Annotated in this window: 20 protein-coding genes; 2 read left to right on the top strand and 18 right to left on the bottom strand. The window is 49.8% G+C overall.

The window, feature by feature from the left end; genetic code table 11:
- Window positions 1-14: 14 nt before the first annotated feature.
- Genes rfbB through ACNFN4_RS06345 form a run of 9 tightly spaced genes read right to left on the bottom strand, consistent with a single transcriptional unit; the run spans window position 15 to window position 8,845 of the window.
- Window positions 15-962: a dTDP-glucose 4,6-dehydratase gene (gene rfbB / locus ACNFN4_RS06385; RefSeq protein WP_160183104.1), complete on the bottom strand. Its 948-nt coding sequence runs from the start codon at window positions 960-962 to the stop codon at window positions 15-17.
- A gap of 2 nt (window positions 963-964) precedes the next feature.
- A complete protein-coding gene (locus tag ACNFN4_RS06380; protein WP_029972897.1) occupies window positions 965-1,702 on the bottom strand; it encodes a sugar phosphate nucleotidyltransferase in 738 nt (245 codons plus the stop codon).
- Window positions 1,703-1,729: 27 nt separating this feature from the next.
- Window positions 1,730-2,734 (bottom strand): PseG/SpsG family protein, encoded by a 1,005-nt coding sequence (locus ACNFN4_RS06375; protein WP_021494761.1) that lies wholly within the window; start codon window positions 2,732-2,734, stop codon window positions 1,730-1,732.
- A gap of 1 nt (window position 2,735) precedes the next feature.
- On the bottom strand, window positions 2,736-3,476 hold the full coding sequence (locus tag ACNFN4_RS06370; protein ID WP_448200062.1) for a cytidylyltransferase domain-containing protein: 741 nt from the start codon (window positions 3,474-3,476) through the stop codon (window positions 2,736-2,738).
- Window positions 3,469-4,590: an N-acetylneuraminate synthase family protein gene (locus tag ACNFN4_RS06365; RefSeq protein ID WP_129091313.1), complete on the bottom strand. Its 1,122-nt coding sequence runs from the start codon at window positions 4,588-4,590 to the stop codon at window positions 3,469-3,471. The genes ACNFN4_RS06370 and ACNFN4_RS06365 overlap by 8 nt, the downstream gene beginning before the upstream one ends.
- Window positions 4,590-5,453, bottom strand: a complete 864-nt coding sequence (locus ACNFN4_RS06360; RefSeq protein WP_017418668.1) for a GNAT family N-acetyltransferase — start codon at window positions 5,451-5,453, stop codon at window positions 4,590-4,592. The genes ACNFN4_RS06365 and ACNFN4_RS06360 overlap by 1 nt, the downstream gene beginning before the upstream one ends.
- Window positions 5,454-6,623: a DegT/DnrJ/EryC1/StrS family aminotransferase gene (locus ACNFN4_RS06355; protein WP_029972902.1), complete on the bottom strand. Its 1,170-nt coding sequence runs from the start codon at window positions 6,621-6,623 to the stop codon at window positions 5,454-5,456.
- Between the two features lie 22 nt (window positions 6,624-6,645).
- On the bottom strand, window positions 6,646-8,070 hold the full coding sequence (locus ACNFN4_RS06350) for a capsular polysaccharide export protein, LipB/KpsS family (protein WP_448200061.1): 1,425 nt from the start codon (window positions 8,068-8,070) through the stop codon (window positions 6,646-6,648).
- A gap of 4 nt (window positions 8,071-8,074) precedes the next feature.
- On the bottom strand, window positions 8,075-8,845 hold the full coding sequence (locus ACNFN4_RS06345; protein ID WP_014419170.1) for a glycosyltransferase family 2 protein: 771 nt from the start codon (window positions 8,843-8,845) through the stop codon (window positions 8,075-8,077).
- Between the two features lie 280 nt (window positions 8,846-9,125).
- Between ACNFN4_RS06345 and gerQ the strand changes: the two genes are divergently transcribed.
- Entirely contained in the window at window positions 9,126-9,722 is a 597-nt protein-coding gene (gerQ, locus tag ACNFN4_RS06340) for a spore coat protein GerQ (RefSeq protein WP_014419171.1), read from the top strand.
- A gap of 46 nt (window positions 9,723-9,768) precedes the next feature.
- Here gerQ and ACNFN4_RS06335 read toward each other — a convergent pair whose 3' ends face one another.
- The 8 genes from ACNFN4_RS06335 to ACNFN4_RS06300 all read right to left on the bottom strand — a co-directional run bounded on the left by ACNFN4_RS06335 (window position 9,769) and on the right by ACNFN4_RS06300 (window position 15,151).
- Window positions 9,769-10,140, bottom strand: coding sequence for a DUF423 domain-containing protein (locus ACNFN4_RS06335; RefSeq protein WP_003150969.1), 372 nt, complete (start codon window positions 10,138-10,140; stop codon window positions 9,769-9,771).
- A 63-nt stretch (window positions 10,141-10,203) separates the two neighbouring features.
- Window positions 10,204-11,523, bottom strand: coding sequence for a purine/pyrimidine permease (locus ACNFN4_RS06330; RefSeq protein WP_053285328.1), 1,320 nt, complete (start codon window positions 11,521-11,523; stop codon window positions 10,204-10,206).
- Window positions 11,524-11,541: 18 nt separating this feature from the next.
- A complete protein-coding gene (locus ACNFN4_RS06325) occupies window positions 11,542-11,964 on the bottom strand; it encodes a YwdI family protein (RefSeq protein WP_448200102.1) in 423 nt (140 codons plus the stop codon).
- 59 nt (window positions 11,965-12,023) lie between these two features.
- Window positions 12,024-12,707 carry a uracil-DNA glycosylase gene (locus tag ACNFN4_RS06320; protein ID WP_012118732.1) on the bottom strand — a complete coding sequence of 228 codons (684 nt, stop codon included), beginning with the start codon at window positions 12,705-12,707 and terminating at the stop codon, window positions 12,024-12,026.
- A 14-nt stretch (window positions 12,708-12,721) separates the two neighbouring features.
- Entirely contained in the window at window positions 12,722-13,528 is an 807-nt protein-coding gene (locus ACNFN4_RS06315) for a glycosyltransferase family 2 protein (protein ID WP_007407698.1), read from the bottom strand.
- Window positions 13,529-13,612: 84 nt separating this feature from the next.
- On the bottom strand, window positions 13,613-14,140 hold the full coding sequence (locus ACNFN4_RS06310) for a hypothetical protein (RefSeq protein ID WP_017418661.1): 528 nt from the start codon (window positions 14,138-14,140) through the stop codon (window positions 13,613-13,615).
- A gap of 44 nt (window positions 14,141-14,184) precedes the next feature.
- Window positions 14,185-14,820 (bottom strand): permease prefix domain 1-containing protein, encoded by a 636-nt coding sequence (locus ACNFN4_RS06305; RefSeq protein ID WP_021494753.1) that lies wholly within the window; start codon window positions 14,818-14,820, stop codon window positions 14,185-14,187.
- Window positions 14,813-15,151, bottom strand: a complete 339-nt coding sequence (locus ACNFN4_RS06300; RefSeq protein ID WP_003150960.1) for a PadR family transcriptional regulator — start codon at window positions 15,149-15,151, stop codon at window positions 14,813-14,815. The genes ACNFN4_RS06305 and ACNFN4_RS06300 overlap by 8 nt, the downstream gene beginning before the upstream one ends.
- A 149-nt stretch (window positions 15,152-15,300) precedes the next feature.
- Here ACNFN4_RS06300 and ACNFN4_RS06295 point away from each other — a divergent pair, with 149 nt between their 5' ends.
- Window positions 15,301-16,113, top strand: a complete 813-nt coding sequence (locus ACNFN4_RS06295) for a bifunctional hydroxymethylpyrimidine kinase/phosphomethylpyrimidine kinase (protein WP_021494752.1) — start codon at window positions 15,301-15,303, stop codon at window positions 16,111-16,113.
- A gap of 30 nt (window positions 16,114-16,143) precedes the next feature.
- Here the strand turns inward: ACNFN4_RS06295 and ACNFN4_RS06290 are convergent, their stop codons facing one another.
- A complete protein-coding gene (locus tag ACNFN4_RS06290; RefSeq protein WP_042635591.1) occupies window positions 16,144-16,419 on the bottom strand; it encodes a hypothetical protein in 276 nt (91 codons plus the stop codon).
- Window positions 16,420-16,442 lie beyond the last annotated feature (23 nt).

Raw genomic sequence — 16,442 nt, 5'->3', positions numbered from 1 at the left:
CACCTTCTTTCCGATTAGTCTTGGCTGTCTGTATACCAGCGAATGGTTCTTCTCATTCCTTCTTCAAATGTGACGTCCTGCCGCCATCCCAGCTCATTTTTCAGCTTTGAAGCATTGATGGCGTAGCGGCGGTCATGCCCTTTTCTGTCTTCGACATGAGCAAACCGTTCCTCGACACCGAGCTCCTTCATGATAAATGACGCAAGCTCTTTATTCGTCCGTTCATTTCCTCCGCCGATATTGTAAATGTCACCGAGTGTTCCTTTTTCCAGGACGAGCTTAATGGCGCGGCAATGGTCTTCGGCAAACAGCCAGTCTCTGATCTGCAATCCGTCGCCGTACAGCGGAACCGGCGTGCCGTTTACGCCATGCCTGATAATGGTCGGAATCATTTTCTCGTGATGCTGGTACGGCCCGTAATTGTTGCTGCATCTTGTAATGATGGCTGGAAGCTTATGAGTTTTCACATAAGACATGACGAGCAGGTCTGAGCTTGCCTTGCTGGCGGAATACGGATTGTTCGGAGAAAGCGGCGTCGTCTCTGTAAAAGCGGGATCATCCGGCGCCAAATCTCCGTACACCTCATCTGTGGAAATGTGAATCAGCCTGCCGGCTTTTCCCTGCAACACCGCGTCCGCCAGTCGGTATGTGCCCATCACATTTGTTGTGATGAACGGCTCTGCCTGATTTATGCTTCTGTCCACATGGGATTCAGCCGCAAAATGAATGACAGCGTCATACATGTGGGAAAAGACTTTGTCAATGTCCTCTTTTTTAGAAATGTCACCTTTGATAAAACGGAAACGGCCGTTCTTTTTTAAGGCTTCTATTTCAAGCGGCCTGCTTGCATACGTGAGATTATCCAGGACGGTAATCTGCGCGTCCGTTTCTTTCAGCATCATCTTTGTGAAGGTAAGGCCGATAAATCCGGCGCCGCCTGTAATTAAATATGATTTTGGCATGATTAATGCTCCTGTCCTTTCTGTATTGCCTGATGCGCCAGGCTTCCGGCGAGGTAGAGCGATTCATGCGTGCCCGCATCCACCCACCAGCCCGTTAACACATCATACGTCAGCTCACTGTGTTCAATGTATAAATTATTGACATCTGTAATTTCCAGTTCGCCGCGTTTTGAAGGGGAAATCTGTTCAATATAAGAAAACACTTCTGCGTCGTACATGTAGATCCCTGTGACGCATAGTCTGGTCGGCGGCTGCTCCGGCTTTTCAATGATCGACTTGATCCGTTTGTTTTCCTCATCAATCTCGGCGATGCCGAAGCGCTCCGGATCGTCCACTTCTTTCAGCAGCACTTTCGCTCCTTTTCCCTGCTTTGCGAAACGCTCCGTATAAGGTTTTAATGAATCTTCAAAAATATTATCTCCCAAAAGCAGGACAAACGGGTCGCGCCCGGTAAACCGCTTTGCGTATGATAAACCGTCGGAAATGCCGGATGCGGCTGGCTGAACCTGATATGTGATTGAGACGCCGAGTTCTTCTCCGGTTTCGAGAAGTTTATGAAATTGCGGAATATATTCTTTTTGCGTAATCAGCAAGATATCCGTAATCCCCGCTTCTTCCAGCTTCATGATCGACCAGTAAATCATCGGATATGGACCGACAGGGAGTAAATGCTTATTGACCGCTTTTGTCAGCGGCATAAGGCGTGAGCCGGTGCCTCCGGCTAAGATAACACCTTTCACATGAACACTTCCTTACGTGTGGTTTTATCACAAATCATAAAGAATCGCCGCCGCCCGTTTGATGCCCCTGCCGTCAACCAGCGGCTTTCCGTTTTGATGAAGTCCGGACCGCATCGGATAATCAGCGGCCATGTCAGACATATGCCGTGCGAGAACGTCCGCTGATATGCATTCACCAAGGCCGAGATGAACGGCGGCCCCCCGTGCGGCGAATTTTTCCGCCGTCTCAGTTTGATGCTCCACTTGAGAAAGTACGATGCAGGGCACACCCGTACAAATGGTCTCATATAAAGTGATCCCGCCGGACACGACGGCCATATCAGCCCTCGAAAGAAGCGCGGCCATGTCATTTGTCTGCCTTACCATCTCGGCATAAGGCATTTGTGTAAGATGCGCGCGCACGTCATCAGCATGAGGCGCGGCGCCGCCCATGACGATGATCACTCGTTTTCGCTGAATATCGGGGATGCGGCGGCATGCTTCCATCACTTTAAAGACAAGCTTCTTCGGGTCGCTTCCTCCTAATGAGACCAATATGGTCCGGCATTCTTTTCTCAGCTGATAGAGCTGCTTTGCTTTTTCAAAACCCGGATGAAGAATGATATATTCCGGGCCTTCATATACAACGGCGCCGCCCATTTGAACCGTCCGGCTTTTCAGCCCTCCGTAAATGCCGTTTATAACGGCATCGCATAAATGAATGACATGTTCCCGTTTTTCTTCAAATAAGACGATACGTGCCGATGAATGCTTTTTGACTTCCTCTAACCAGTCACACGGCATATCGAGCAGATCGAATATGAGAAGGTCAGGAGCCTGCCTGTTTATTTCCCGGACAATAAATTCCTTCTGTCCCTTGTCAGGCTTGATGATCACTTCCCATTGATCAGAAGACAGATAAGAAGAAGCCTCTTTATTTGTGTAGAACGTTATTGCGCAATTGTTCTTAATGGCACCGGCAAGCAGCTTCATCCGGACCGCGTGCCCCATGCCGATGTCACGGCCCCCGTCCGCGAAAATCAAAACCCGCATGCTAATCAGCCTCTTTTTGCCGGATCATTTGATTAATGGCCCTGAGCTCCGGATCACTATTCAGCAGATGGATCAATTCTCTTGCCGGAATATCAGGACGCGAGCCCGCTTTTACGTACAGCTCGCGGGCCAGCCTGTAGTCCTCTTCGGTATCGACGGTCAGCCGCAAGTGAGGAGCCCGGAGTTCCTGCGGGGGCTCAGGAAAGAGAAGCCGGTACTTCTCAGAGGATTCTCTTATTAAAAGCGTGACATGCTCCTGATATTTGTCCGCCAGCGTTTTGTCCGCATTGATCTCCGTTAAAAGACGCGCGTTTACCGCCTCGCCGCCGATGCCGAGCGGTGTACCGCAGATATACGTGTAGTCTGCGTGCTGATCTAAATGCGATTGAATCAGAAAATCAAGCAGCGAAGGGTCGACAAACGGGTTATCCCCCGTCAGTCTGACTGCGATGTCCGGTTTTACTTGTTCGATGACTTGTGCAAACCGGTCAAGCACGCGCTGCTCGCTGCCGCGGTGCACACGGTAGTTCTTGCTGATGCAGTGCGCAGACAGAATGTCGTCGGTCTTGCTGTCAGACGAGGCGACGATCAGATTATCCCGTGATTGATCATAATACGCGCTTTGCCGAACCCTTTTGACAATCATATCGAGGATCGTATACCCGCCGATCGGTTTCAGCACTTTACCGGGAAGACGCCCGCTTCCCATCCGCGCCTGAATGATAAACAAAATGTCAGTCATCATATGGGCTGCCTTTCGTCAAAAGGTCATCCCAAGTGATGCCCGTGTCGGCGGGGATATCCCTGACCGCACGCGCCCCGTCAGTTAAAAGCTCAAAATATCTCGGGTGAAGCCCCTGCGGTTTTTGGCCGGGACGAAGGACGGCAAGGTTTTCCGCCGTAAAATATTCGCCTTTTTGAATCGGCGCTGTTGAAAAAATGCCTCTGTAAGCGAACCTTCTGATATCCCCTTCAATCGGTGTCGTCGTTTTATGAGAACTTCCCGACAGCACTTCCGGCACCGGAGCGTGAAGACCCTGCCGCAGCTCCGCTTCAACTGAGCGGATCGCCGCAACCATTTCTTTTAATTCATCCGGATTGAGGGCGAAGGAGTGATCGGCACCGGGCAGGTTTTTATCGATCGTAAAATGCTTTTCAATCAGTTTCGCTCCGAGCCTGACAGCCGCGCACGGCACATCATACGGATGGGCGCTGTGATCGGAGAAACCGATCACTGCATCCGGGAATGCGGCGGCAAGCATGGGAATGACGCTCAGATTGCTGTATTCAGGCGGCGCGGGATATTTCGCCACACAATGCATGATCGCAATTTCTGTGTTCCCCTCGCCGGTAATGGTTTGATAAGCCTCCTGAATATCTGAAATATCAGCGCCCGCGGTGGAAAAAATAATCGGGGTCTTCAGCCCCGCGACATATTTCAATAACGGCAGATGGTTCAGCTCGTAGGAGGCGATTTTAAAGGCTGAAGGGGAAGTCGCATACAGTAAGTCGGCAGAGCCTTCGTCACATACCGTACTTAAAAACAGCACGCCTTTTTTCTTACAATATTCAAGCAGCGGTTCGATCCACTCGGCGGGCATTTCCATTGATTGCACCAAAGAAAAAATAGAGACGTTTTTTCCCGCAGCGGTTTTGTACAAGCCGGGGTCTTTCTGATACATTTTGTCAGCCTGAAACATTTGAAACTTGACCGCGTCCGCGCCGGCCTCACTGGCCGCATCTATCAATTCAAACGCCTGGCTCAGTTTTCCGTCATGATTAATTCCGGCTTCGGCGATGATGAATACGGGCGAACCTTCGCCGATTGACTTCGTTCCGATTTTGCATGATGCCATCAGTCCGCCTCCTTCCCGGGCCACACATGATAGTAGTAATAGGACGCATCCGCTTTAAATCCCATTCTTTCATACAGGCGGATGGCTCTTACATTGTGGAGCTGCGTTCCCGCTGATACAGTCTTATGCTGAAAGCGCAATGATTGTTCAATCACGTGCGCCGCTAAATGGAATCCCGCTCCTTTTCCTTCAAAGCCCGGCTTTACCGCCATCAGATCAAGGACGAATTCATCGCCTTTAGACAGCCCCTGAACAAAGCCCACGGTCTCTCCCTTATATGTGGCGGCGAATTGTAACGAAGCTCTGCCTTCCGCGTTATTCCGCGCCCACTCTTCAAACAGGCGGTTTGCACTTTCATAGCTGAGGCGGGGATCTTGGTAATACCTGCTTTTTGTAAAGGCGTCGCGGGCCAGCCGGCTGATCGCTTCCGTGTCGCCGGGTCCGGCTTCTGTAATCTCAAACGGCGGCGTGCTGTTATATACACGCACCGGACTGACGAGCTTGAGCAGACTCCCTACAAAATAAGCGTTCGGAAGCTGCTGAACGACCTGCATCGCGCCGATATCTTCAGCCGGTATTTTAATAAATATAAAATCAGTGCCTGCCGCCCGCCTTGCCGCGTAAAATTCCTGAAACAGCCTTTTGAGCTGTCCGGTGCTGTTTGCGGCTGCAAGCTTCACATTGATGATATTTTTTCGGAACAATTGACTTTCCCACGAAGAGTTTTCATATAAAATCACGCCTTGAAGGCTGTTTTCTTCCAATAAACAGAGCGACGATTCATAGGCTTCCGGCTGGATGCCCTTCTGATGCAGGAAGGCATGAATCATGTCCTGAGCAAGATTTTCCCTCAGTCTGTACACCTAATCAGCCCCTTTGACGATATCCGTAACGGCTGCAATGACGTATTCAACGTCGTCATCTGTCATTGACGGATAAAGAGGGAGTGACACGGTGCGGTGATAATACGCTGCCGCGGCCGGAAAGTCAGTTTCCTTATATCCGTACGTTTTTTGATAATACGGATGGAACGGAACCGGAATAAAATGAACACTTGTGCCGATATGATATTGGTCTTTTAAAGCGGAAATCAGATCGTTCCGGCTGACCCCGGCCTCCTGCTCCTCTATTTGAAGAACATACAGATGCCATGCATGCCGTCCGTCATCACTGACATGCGGGATGGTCAGCCCTTTCATGTGTCTGAAGGCGTCCTGGTAGCGGCTCGCAATGTCGGCTCTTCTTTGCTGCATGCTGTCAATCCGTTTCAGCTGATGAAGCCCAAGCGCTGCCTGAAGATCAAACATATTCATTTTATAGCCGGGCGTTTCGACCTCGTAGTACCAGCTTCCGTTTGAAGAATAGCGGTTCCACGCGCCTTTGCTCATGCCGTGAAGGCTGAGCACCCTGATCTGATCGGCAAGCCCGTCATCGTCCGTCGTCAGCATGCCGCCTTCACCGGTTGCCAGGTTTTTTGTCGCGTAGAAGCTGAATGCCGTCGCATCACCGATTGATCCGATCATTTTCTGTTTATAAGTGGTATACACGGCATGTGCGGCATCCTCTAAGACAAATAACTGATGCTTTTCGGCAATGGCCAGAATCTCATCCATATCACACGACTGGCCGGCGAAATGAACGGGTACAATCGCCTTTGTCCGCGGGGTGACGGCCGCCTCAATGTTTTCAGGGTCCGCATTCAGCGTAAGCGGATCGATGTCAACAAACACCGGAACGGCGCCTGTGTGCACGATTGTATTGGCTGTTGAACTGAACGTCACGGCAGACGTGATGACCTCATCGCCGGGACCGATCCCTTTCGCTTTCAGGGCCAAAAACAAAGCGGCGGTACATGAGTTCAGCGCGATCGCGTGCTTTGCCCCCGTCCAGTTGGCAAAGGCTTTTTCAAACGCCTCTACTTTCGGTCCCTTTGAAAGCCAGCCCGATTCAAGCGTATCAATAACCTCCTGAATTTCGTCCTTCCCGATCATGGGCAATGAATAAGGAAGAAAAGCTGATCTTTTTTGCACCATTTTCTTTGCGCTCCTATCTTTTTTATGAAGGGTCAACCCGTCTGAAGCTGACTCCGGTTTTTTCCTGAAGCACTTGGCATAAAGCGGCAAGCGAATCCTGAACCGGGTAGTTCGCGGCGACAAAAGCACGGCGCGCCTGTTCCGCTTTTTGATATTCCGCGGGGCTTTCGCATATCCGGATTAATTCCTGAGCAAGTGCCTGCGGGTCCTCAAAAACAAATTCTCCAAGTGAATGATAATAAGGGTATCGACGGGTTCCCGCTGATTTTCCGATCAGCACGGGCTTTTGAAACAGCATCGCTTCAAGACCGACCGTTGATGTCTGTGTCACCGCAGTGTCAACATACGGGAGAATATCATACAGCTCCATCTCTTTTTTGATGATTTTTCCTGCTTTATATTTCCGCAGCACCTGATTGTAAGCATCCAGCTTGTTTTTGCCGATTTCCCACGGATGCGGTTTAATAATGAGCTGCATGTTCTTTTGGCCGGCAAGCTTTTCAAGCACGCCCGTATAAAATTCATCAGAAAACGGCTGCGTGGCGATCAGCACCGTCCGCTGTGACGGGAGAAAAGAAAGTTTGCGGTAAAACGTGTCTTGATCTATCGGCTCTCTTGAGAAAATCTCGTCGAAACGGGGATGCCCCGTGATGATGATTTGTTCATCCCTGCAGCCTTTTGCTTTATACCACTCCGCTTCATAAGCCCCGAATACAGCCTGATAGTCCGTAAATACGGGCAGAAACGCTTCATCTCCCATGAGCGCTCCGTGCTGCAGACAGATGCTGACGGCGTTTTTTTTCGCTGACATCAGCGCCAGCACACGGCTGTAAATATCCTCCGCCGTGCCGACTACAACGGCGGAAATCTTCTCGGCCGTAAACAAAATATCAACGGCGTCAATCGCTTCAATAAATAATGGAATGTCTTTATACAAACGTTCCTGAAATTCTCTGTTTCCGAAAGCGGGATGGCTGTGAAGCTCTTTCAAAATGGAATGGGCTTTTTCAATATAAGGGACGGGGTTCCCTTTTTGCCCCATTCCCGTCAGCTCCAATTTGCAGATAACGGGCAGCCCGTAATGGTCAGGCAGACTCCATCTGGCCAGTACCGCTGTTTTTGCCGGATCAAACTGCCGGTAGCTTCCCTCGGTGAACCGAAGATGATCGAAATGCAGAATGACTTTTCCGTTTACCGGTTTCTCATCTGTTTTCTTAATGTTTTGCCTTTTTTGATCATAATATGGCTGTATACCGGCTTCAGGAATATGCTGATCAGCCGGACCGAAAAGCTCTGGGTTCTGCTCCATGCTCTCCCGAAGCGCCGGACTGATATATTGATAAAAATTACTGATCAATGCGAGCGGGATGTCTTTGTAGCGAAGTGACTGAAAAAGGTCAATATACTGCCGGTACAGCACCCAATAATTCGCTAAGTATGCCGACAAGCCCTCACCCCTTTCCAAGCTTTTTTAATGATTCCCTCAGCTCCCGGCACGTGGTCTGCTGCGGAAGGCTGTTCACAAACTCGTTTTTCTCCGCCGCGAAAAGCTGATAATGGATGGATTGATCAGTAATATAATTGATATCAAGCTCCTCAGAAATCGGGTAAAACGGATAAAAATGATTCACTCTCCAGAAGAAACGGGCGTCACCGATCCGGTAAAACGCCGGGCTTTCATCCCAATAGGAACCGAATGCCGATTTGACCTGTTCCAGCACGGAAAACCGGTGCATGACCGAACAATGGTCAATGGCGCACGGCGCGTTCCACACGATCCGTTCGGCGGGCCTGGCCGTCTCCTTCACCGTCTCTTTCCGCTGATTCAGATGATAGGTTTTGGAACTTGAATACACGACGGCTTTTTCCGGGTCTTCATCAAGCTCTTTCACCATTTTCTCAAGCCGTTCCGGCACATACGTGTTGTCGTCGGTCGCATACGTCACGTACTCGCCCTCCGCCATTTCTATTGCCTGATTAATCAAGGCGGCGTAGCGTGTTTTTTCCGTTCTTTCTTTGACGCCCGATACATCGCTTTGATAAAACCGGACGCGGGCATCCGTGAGAAAAGGACGTATTTCCGCCAATGTCGCTTCATTTGAGTTGTCATCCATAATGAACAGCTCAAAGTCCGTAAACGTCTGAGACAGAATACTTTTAATAGAGCGGGCCACATAGTCACTTTTGTTATAGCTCGTCATGATCACTGACACTTTAGGCAACTCGTCACCCCCTTTTCGCACCTGAAACTACCGCTATCATATGTTCATTATGCGGAAGATGCGATAGGAATACAGACTATTATGTGAAAAGTCAGCATTGCGCGCACAAAAAAAACCGGCTCTGATGTCCGGACTCATTGGAGCGTATTTTCTTTTTTCGCATAAATCTTTCTGCGGGCTCATATGGTGGAATAGATAAAAACAGCAGCTTCTCTGTCGGCTGTCTGATACTTGTCAGGAGGTTTCAGCATGAAGAGGTTTTCATCAAAGGAGGAACAATATGAAACCGAAAAAGAATCAATATCAGCAAATGCAAGGGATGGGGATGGGAATGGATATGCAAGGATACCAGCCGCAGCTCGGGCCTAATCCTTATCCGCAGCCTCAGGGCGGCCAAGGATCGCAAATGATGCCGATGCAGCAGCAAATGACAATGCCGATGCAGCAAGGCCAGCAGGGCTTCGGCGGGGGGTTTCCCGGCCAGCCGCAGCAGCAGGGCCAGCAGGGCTTCGGCGGGGGGTTCCCCGGCCAGCCGCAGCAGCAGGGCGGCGGCAGCTTTCAGATTCCGTCAGGTCCATCATCGTCACAAAACGTTCCCGGCATGCTGCCGATTGAAGAGTCATACATTGAAAATATTCTGCGGTTGAACCGGGGCAAAACGGCGACGATTTATATGACATTTGAAAACAGCAAAGAATGGAATTCAAAGATTTTCCGCGGTGTGATTCAGGCGGCGGGACGTGACCATATCATCATCAGCGATCCGAAAACGGGCACCCGCTATCTGCTTCTGACCATTTACCTTGATTACATCACGTTTGATGAGGAAATCGCTTATACTTATCCGTACTCCATGTCTTCTTATTCTCCGAGATAAATCAAAAAGCCAATCGCTCACTTGACAGAGGATTGGCTTTTTTTCTTTATAAATATTTGACGGCCGCGACGATAATCATAATCCAAGAGATGATAAACGCCACGCCGCCGAGCGGTGTAATCGCGCCGAGAATAGAAATCTGCGTCACGCTCAATACGTACAGGCTTCCTGAAAACAGAACGATGCCCGCAAACATCAGCCAGCCCGCAACAGAAACACTGCCTGCGCCAGAGAGCTTTTCGGCCAAAAACGCGACAGCCAGAAGACCGAGCGCGTGATACATATGATATTGCACGCCTGTGTGCCACACCTGCAAATATTTATCGGGGATTTTCCCTTCAAGCCCATGCGCGCCGAAAGCGCCCAGCGCCACGGCCAATAAAGCGTTAATCGCACCAAGAATAATAAACACTTTCATCTATTTTTCTCCCGCCTTTTCGTTAAAGTTTCCAATTCAATCATAACCCAACATCGGCAAAATTCAACGTCCGTCATCCGATGACACGAGATTGTCGGATTTTTTCTTTTTGATAAGCTGGATTCGGTCAATCGCTATCGCCAGCAGCGTCCCGAGCACAAGGCCGTTGCTTAAGAGCGAAATCAGGATCGGGTGCATCCCTGATAACGCGCTCTCCGGCACAAACATGACGCCGACCCCCGTCAGGAGCGCCAGACCGATAATGGAGCGGATTCGTTTTTGCTCCGCTTTCTCATAAGAGTCAAACTCCGTAAAGGCAAGACCCGCCATCGTGGAAAAAACGACGAAGTTTACCGCAAAGCCGACCGGTGAGGGCAGACTCGCAAACGCATTCATAAATAGCGGGATCATACTGATGATCATGACAAATACACTTCCCAAAAGAAACGGCTTTTTCGAAGGAAGCTTCGTCGTCTCAATAAAACCGGCCGCCCCTGAAATCGGTACAGGCGCAATGCCCCCTGACAGCCCGCTCAAAAGGTGGCTGATCGAAGCCGCAAACCCTGCCGGACGCTCACGCCGCTTCCCAACGGTGCCGCCGAATTTTTTCACCGCCGCTTCTACAACCCGTATGCTCGCGAGCATGTTGACAATCAAAAGAACGGTAATGAAGAGTGACGTAATGATCAGGCCGCTGTCAAACACGGGTTTTCCAAACGGAAAAAGAGCCGGCAGCTGAATCACGCGGTCCGGTATTTGAATCGGTTTGGCTGCGCCGAAGACGGCGAATAAGATCCATCCGCCGGCAAGCGAAAGGAGAATCGCATACTGTCTTAAGAACGTAACATTCGATCGGGACATGATGAACATCGCCGCCGTCACAACCATGGCGAGCCCGAATACAAGGCCGTCGACGCTGTTTTTTAAATAGCCGATGCCTAAAAGGCCTTTCACAATCGGCTGACTCAGCTGCATGACCAACAGCAGCAGATACACACCGGTCACAACCGGCGTAAACAGCACGGCCAGCCGTTCAATCACTTTAAAAAGGCTGAACAAAAAGAAAAAGACAGCGCTTAATAACAGCGCCCCCTGCAGCGCCCGCAGCGTCTCGCCGAATGTCGCAAACACCGTGCCCGTCAGTCCGCCGTAAATCGTATATACGCCCCACCATAAGCCTGCCGGGCTTTCATTAATCGGCAGACGATGTCCCTGGAGACATTGGATGACCGCGGCGACGCCAAGCACAAAAAATGTGCTCTGAATCAATGCGGCAGAATCGGCATGGTTCAAGTGAAATGATTGTGCGATGGCGACAGGAACTACAATCGCAGCCGCAATCATAAATGCCGTCCATTGCAAACCCCCGAGTATCAGTTTCAAGTCAATCAACCTCTCCTGTTAAAAATCGAAAATGGAATCCCCGTTTCCGTCTTCCTCATGTTCGTCTTTCGCTTTTTTCTGATATTGGTTCAGCCCGGCGCTGCCCATCATTTTTTCAAGCAGCAGCGGGTCTGTCGAAGGAGACGCGGCAGGTTTCGGCGCCGCTTTCGGAATCGGATTCTGCACAGGCTCCGGAGCGGTGTGCGTCTGAGTGCCGAGCACGACATCACACAGAGAGCGGATGGCGGCCGCGTGCATTTTGACCTCCTCGGTGCGGGTCGCTGTTTTCGCCTGCCTCAGTTCTTCTTCCATCTTCTGAATCAAAGCAGAGATATGTATGTTCATGAGTAAATCCTCCAGCAGTAATTTGTCTTCTTCCTGCATTTTATCAAATTTCTGAGCGAATCGCAGAATTGAGTTTGTTATTTTTTCTGACCGCATACCGCCCGGAACGTCAAAAAAGACGCTTCCGCCGGGCGGAAGCGCCTCAAAAAAAACGTTTATTGCGGCAGGTCGGGGATGCACCAATCGATCGGCTGCTCCCCCATTTTTTCAAGGGCGGCGTTTGTACGGGAAAACGGTCTGCTCCCGAAAAAACCGTTCCTTGCCGAAAACGGGCTCGGATGAGTCGATTCAATAATAATGTGTTTCGATGTGTCAATGCGCTCTTTTTTCATCTGCGCGTGACGCCCCCACAGGATAAAGACAATCGGCTTCTCTCTTTCATTCACCACATCAATGATGCGGTCAGTGAGCCGCTCCCACCCCTTGCCTTTGTGGGAATTGGCCTGACCGCGGCGAACCGTAAGCACTGTGTTTAACAAAAGCACTCCCTGCTTCGCCCAGCTGACGAGCGATCCGTGGTTCGGTACGGAGCAGCCGATATCGTCCTGAAGCTCTATGAAAATATTTTTCAAAGACGGCGGCTGTCTGACCCCGGGCTGAACGGAAAAACTAAGCCCGTGCGCCTGTCCTGGTCCGTGATACGGGTCCTGTCCGAGAATGACCGCTTTTACATCCTCATAGGGCGTATAATGCAAGGCGTTAAAAATATCATGGCTGTCAGGATAAATCGTTTGGCTGCTGTATTCTTGTTTCAGCATCTCTCTCAGCTCTTGATAATACGGTTTGTCAAATTCATCTTTCAGCTGATTCCACCAGCTGTCCTTTAAAAGCTGTTTCAAACTGTCCGTCCCCCTTATGAACTGTGCAGTCTTGAATGGACGGGCTTTCCGTCCCACACAATGTCAGTCGGCGCCTCCCGCCTCTTCATGTCCGGCTCTTCAAGAAGAACCGCGAAGTTTTTCGTCGGGAGCTCCCCAAGCCCGTGCTTTTCGCTTAACCGGTCTAAGTACCGCTTCCGTTTGCCGCCGAGATCCGCGGACTGATTGCCGCCTCCCTCAAAAAACGCATATATGACGCTCGCGCAAGGAACACGCTTCACACGGTGCTGTTTCGCGGCGCGCAAATAAAAGTCCCAGTCCCAATAATTATGGACATCCGGATCAAAATACCCTAACGTGTCATGCAGAGAACGCCTGTACATGCTGCCTGACGGAACGTACGTGGAAAACACCCGCATATCCGCATAATCCGCCGTATAGGCGAACGGCTTTCGTGACACCGGGTATCTCGTGCCGCCCCGTTCTTCAAATGACACAATTTCCGCGTCAGAATGGACAAAATCCGCATCAGCAAGTGCAGCCGCCATTCTTTCCAAATGGCCCGGCGTAATGAAATCATCATCATCGCACAGCATGATACAATCACCCGACGCTTTTTTCACACCTGCGTTCCGCGCTTCCACATGTCCGGCATTCTGTTCTAAATCAATAATCTGAATCGGCAGATCGCTGTACAGCTGCTTCGCTTGTTCGACCGATTCCCCGGCATCATTTACGATGATCACTTCATAAGGCTTTATGGTCTGCATGGAAATCGACTCCAGCAGCTCACACAAAGCCGGAATCCGGTTATACGTGACTATGACAATTGATATATTCATGACCCGCTCCTTCTGCTTTTTCTCATGTTCTATTAAAACATAAAGCGGCGGAGAGATCAGGGGGGATTTTTGATTTCGGCCCATTCAGAAACAAATCCAGGTCATGCCCGCCAGCAAAACGAGAATGATCAGAAGGTCTCCCCAAACAGTGCATACCGCCTTGGCATTAAGTCTGCCCGCCTCCATGGCGTTCCAAAGTTTTGATTGATAAACAGGCACCAACACCATCGCATAGCATGTGCACAAGCAGACAAAAGCCGGCGGGACAAGCGCACATCCATCCTCATGCCAATCATGAATCAGTTCCGGTATACTCACTCCGCTGTCAATGTACAAGTATAATATACCCGCCAGCGGAATGAGCGAACTGATCTGCAGCTCGAAAAGTTTCACCTTCCACTCACGCGCAAACGAAACGGCCCAAATCCATCCCAGCGCATAAAACAATAGAAGAAGCAAAATACTGAAAACAACAAAAATAGCGTCTTGCATCCCATTCAGAACCATAATAAAAAGACTCACAACGGGCAATGCAAGAACCAAGCCGCAGACGGTAAATACGGTAACGGTTATTTGGGCGCACGCGCCGTACATCCACGAACCTAATCTCATTTTAACACCCCTATATAGATTCCCTATGTATATAGTGAAAAAGATCAGGCAAGTCTCTGCCTGCCTGCGTAAAAACCTATTTTGCCGCAAAACGGAAAACATACCGTCACAACGGCGCATACTGCCGCAAAACTCGGTGTGACCGCCGAAGGAAACAGCCCAGCCGGAACCAGATTGAACAAAAAGACAAACATAAAACATAGATTCGGCACCATTGAAGCCCATACCGTCCGCTCAGCAAGCTTTTTGCCGCCAGCCCCGAACTCCTTGCCAGCTTGATAGCCGATTTGGAACCAATACAGCACATAACCGATCATAATCAGCCATACTGACACGGAAATTCCTTTCCACAGCGCGTCAACAGCGGGATGAATCCTCCACGCGTGCATCATCGTAATCATCGCCCCCATCACAAAAAGACCGCAGTTGCAGAACAGATAAAAGAACATAAAAGTCCGCGCGGGCACCGCCGAAGCTTTTTGAAAAGCAGAGATAATCTCAGACGGAGTCCCCACTTCCCGCAGAATAAGCGCCATCGCTTCGCTTTCGGTTTTGCCTTTTTCCAGATGATCACATATGGCATGATGAATATGGCTTTCGATTTCTTTTAATAATTCACGGCTTCCGGCCTTGCCTTCCAGCCCTTTTCTGATTTCCTGCACATAAAGGTCTTTATCCATTCTGCCCGCCCCGCTTCAGCATCCGGTCCATCAGAGCAGAGAACAGATTCCATTCCTTCGTCCGTTCGGCTAGAATGTTTTTTCCTTCATCGGTGATCCGGTAATATTTTCGGTCCGGCCCTTTGGTCTGCTTTTCCCAGTAAGAAGAAATATAGCTTTGGCGTTCAAGCTTATGAAGCGATGGGTACAGCGTGCCTTCCTTCATTTGCAGTTCATTCCCGCTTCTTTTCTCCATTTCTTTCACTAGTTCATACCCGTACATGGGCCGTTCATTCAGCAGCGTCAGCACCAGAATGACCGTGCTTCCCTTTACAAGCTCCCTGTTGAGCATTTATTTTCTCACCCTTACCTAGTAATCTTATGTAGGTATTGTACGCACATCCCCCGCGGCTGTCAAATCGTTCCTCCAAGCCTTCCGTATTGTGATCGGGAGAAAATCTAACTATAATGAGATATAAAACACTGATGGAGGCCATTGATATGTCAATGCACAAAGCACTTACTATTGCCGGTTCTGATTCCAGCGGCGGCGCGGGAATTCAGGCCGATTTAAAAACATTTCAAGAAAAAAACGTATACGGAATGACGGCTTTGACCGTGATCGTAGCGATGGACCCGGAGAACAGCTGGGATCATCAAGTATTTCCGATCGATGCTGATACGATTCGCGCACAGCTGGCGACGATTGTTGACGGAATCGGCGCAGACGCCATGAAAACGGGAATGCTCCCTACCGTGGAGATCATAGAGCTTGCGGCGAAAACGATTAAAGAAAAACAGCTGAAGAATGTCGTTATCGATCCTGTCATGGTCTGCAAAGGAGCGAACGAAGTGCTGTATCCGGAGCATGCCGAAGCGCTTCGCACCCAATTGGCGCCTCTGGCAACCGTCATCACGCCAAACCTGTTTGAAGCAAGCCAGCTGAGCGGTATGGATGAATTAAAAACGGTGGAAGACATGAAAGAAGCGGCCAAGAAAATTCACGAACTCGGCGCGAAATATGTATTGATTACAGGCGGAGGCAAATTGAAACATGAAAAAGCGATCGACGTGCTGTATGACGGAGAAACCGCGGAAGTATTAGAAAGCGAAATGATTGATACACCTTACACGCACGGAGCCGGATGCACATTCTCCGCCGCCGTGACGGCAGAACTGGCCAAAGGCGCTGAAGTGAAGGAAGCCATCTATGCGGCGAAAGAATTTATCACCGCGGCAATCAAAGAATCCTTCCCGCTGAACCAATACATCGGACCGACTAAACATTCGGCGATGCGTCTTAGCGGAAAATAAAATAAATATCCCCCTCATGATCGAGGGGGATTATTTCATTTTTTTCGCGGATGACCGCAAAAACATCTCAATCGATTGCACAAACAGCGCATATTCCTTCATCTGTTCATATGTATGCATCAGCCGATCACTCCATTCATTGTGCGGCTCAGCCCTCTTGAGCATGCGATTCAGCTGAAGCAATACTTCTTTATATTCTTCCCGCTTATCTTCCACTTGCTCTGCGGCTTTGACAAGTAAACATTTCGGCGTCATCTTCTGATTTTTCAAAACTGAGAAAACAACTCCTTTTATTCCTGGAATCATAGTCTTTCGTTTGAAGAATAGCA

The sequence above is a fragment of the Bacillus sp. N1(2025) genome (assembly GCF_053470005.1).
The sequence above is the reverse complement of the archived record's forward strand: the minus strand, read 5'-3'. Positions and strand labels throughout refer to the sequence as shown.

Bases quoted from the DNA above. Each gene is read 5' to 3' on its own strand.
- gerQ (WP_014419171.1), top strand. From the start codon at position 9,126: ATGAAACCGAAAAAGAATCAATATCAGCAAATGCAAGGGATGGGGATG.
- ACNFN4_RS06325 (WP_448200102.1), bottom strand. From the start codon at position 11,964: ATGCGGTCAGAAAAAATAACAAACTCAATTCTGCGATTCGCTCAGAAA.
- ACNFN4_RS06335 (WP_003150969.1), bottom strand. From the start codon at position 10,140: ATGAAAGTGTTTATTATTCTTGGTGCGATTAACGCTTTATTGGCCGTG.
- rfbB (WP_160183104.1), bottom strand. From the start codon at position 962: ATGCCAAAATCATATTTAATTACAGGCGGCGCCGGATTTATCGGCCTT.
- ACNFN4_RS06300 (WP_003150960.1), bottom strand. From the start codon at position 15,151: ATGCTCAACAGGGAGCTTGTAAAGGGAAGCACGGTCATTCTGGTGCTG.
- ACNFN4_RS06310 (WP_017418661.1), bottom strand. From the start codon at position 14,140: ATGAGATTAGGTTCGTGGATGTACGGCGCGTGCGCCCAAATAACCGTT.
- ACNFN4_RS06355 (WP_029972902.1), bottom strand. From the start codon at position 6,623: ATGGTGCAAAAAAGATCAGCTTTTCTTCCTTATTCATTGCCCATGATC.
- ACNFN4_RS06375 (WP_021494761.1), bottom strand. From the start codon at position 2,734: ATGCGGGTTTTGATTTTCGCGGACGGGGGCCGTGACATCGGCATGGGG.
- ACNFN4_RS06370 (WP_448200062.1), bottom strand. From the start codon at position 3,476: ATGACTGACATTTTGTTTATCATTCAGGCGCGGATGGGAAGCGGGCGT.
- ACNFN4_RS06315 (WP_007407698.1), bottom strand. From the start codon at position 13,528: ATGAATATATCAATTGTCATAGTCACGTATAACCGGATTCCGGCTTTG.
- ACNFN4_RS06365 (WP_129091313.1), bottom strand. From the start codon at position 4,590: ATGGCATCATGCAAAATCGGAACGAAGTCAATCGGCGAAGGTTCGCCC.
- ACNFN4_RS06290 (WP_042635591.1), bottom strand. From the start codon at position 16,419: ATGATTCCAGGAATAAAAGGAGTTGTTTTCTCAGTTTTGAAAAATCAG.
- ACNFN4_RS06305 (WP_021494753.1), bottom strand. From the start codon at position 14,820: ATGGATAAAGACCTTTATGTGCAGGAAATCAGAAAAGGGCTGGAAGGC.
- ACNFN4_RS06295 (WP_021494752.1), top strand. From the start codon at position 15,301: ATGTCAATGCACAAAGCACTTACTATTGCCGGTTCTGATTCCAGCGGC.